Here is a 249-nt window from a genome sequence, read left to right as displayed (position 1 = left end):
AACATGGCCTTTCACGGCGCGATTGTGGCGCTGGCCGACAGCGCCCGGCTCAATGGCTTTTTTCGCCAGGTGCTGGCCGAGCTGCGTCTTGCCTTCGGACTGATGGCCGACAAGGAGTGGCTGCACGGCCCCTATGTCGAGATGAATCAGCAGGTGCTGGAGACCTTTGAAGGCGGCGATACCCGCGCGGCCGTGGCCCTGCTGGAGCAGTATCTGGCCCAGTCCGAGCGCATTGTGCTGGCGGCCTGG

At 64.7% G+C, this 249-nt stretch carries 1 protein-coding gene; it reads left to right on the top strand.

Annotated elements, in window-relative coordinates; all coding sequences use genetic code 11:
• On the top strand, nt 1-249 hold a 249-nt coding region (locus AC3II9_RS22220; RefSeq protein ID WP_489158915.1), incomplete at both ends, for an FCD domain-containing protein.

Source organism: Lysinibacillus sp. RU7 (assembly GCF_057837305.1).
Note: the sequence above shows the minus strand (reverse complement) of the source record. Positions and strands in the feature narration are given on the sequence as shown.